Raw genomic sequence first — 479 nt, 5'->3', positions numbered from 1 at the left:
TCCCCACTCTGACGGCCTTCCTGACCGGCTACGACCAACATGCAATCCACCGCAACGGACCCGGCTTTACCGGTTGGCGCGAATGACTTGTCGACCACCGCGGCCAGGACACTGCAACCACGCATGGCCCGGGCAAGTCCTCCACATCCCCCTGGGTCCGTGCAGACCAAGGCTGCTCGCGCCCGGTCCCCCGATGCAGGACGCCAAAGCGTTGCTGCGCCACGGATCGGGACGGTGATCACTCCGTACGGCACCACTTCAGTCTTCCAACGCAAGGTATTGATGGGCGAGTTCGGTCCGGTTGCGGACGCCGAGTTTGTGGTACACGTGGCCAAGGTGGAACTCAACTGTCTTCGCACTAAGAAACAGTGCGGATGCTGCTTCCCGATTGGTGGCTCCCCGTATCCCTGCCGGGGCCACCTGGTCTTTTTGGGATGGAGGCCCGGACCGGCTCCCCCCAATCCCCCGGCTCGGCCCTG

Annotated in this window: 1 protein-coding gene; it reads right to left on the bottom strand. The window is 64.1% G+C overall.

Annotation, left to right across the window (positions count from 1 at the left end; translation table 11 throughout):
* Positions 1–258: 258 nt before the first annotated feature.
* Positions 259–420, bottom strand: a complete 162-nt coding sequence (locus TN53_RS46455) for a response regulator transcription factor (RefSeq protein WP_234441863.1) — start codon at positions 418–420, stop codon at positions 259–261.
* Between the last annotated feature and the right edge of the window lie 59 nt (positions 421–479).

The organism is Streptomyces sp. WM6386 (assembly GCF_000972385.1).
In the GTDB taxonomy this organism is placed as follows: domain Bacteria; phylum Actinomycetota; class Actinomycetes; order Streptomycetales; family Streptomycetaceae; genus Streptomyces.
The sequence above is the reverse complement of the archived record's forward strand: the minus strand, read 5'-3'. Positions and strand labels throughout refer to the sequence as shown.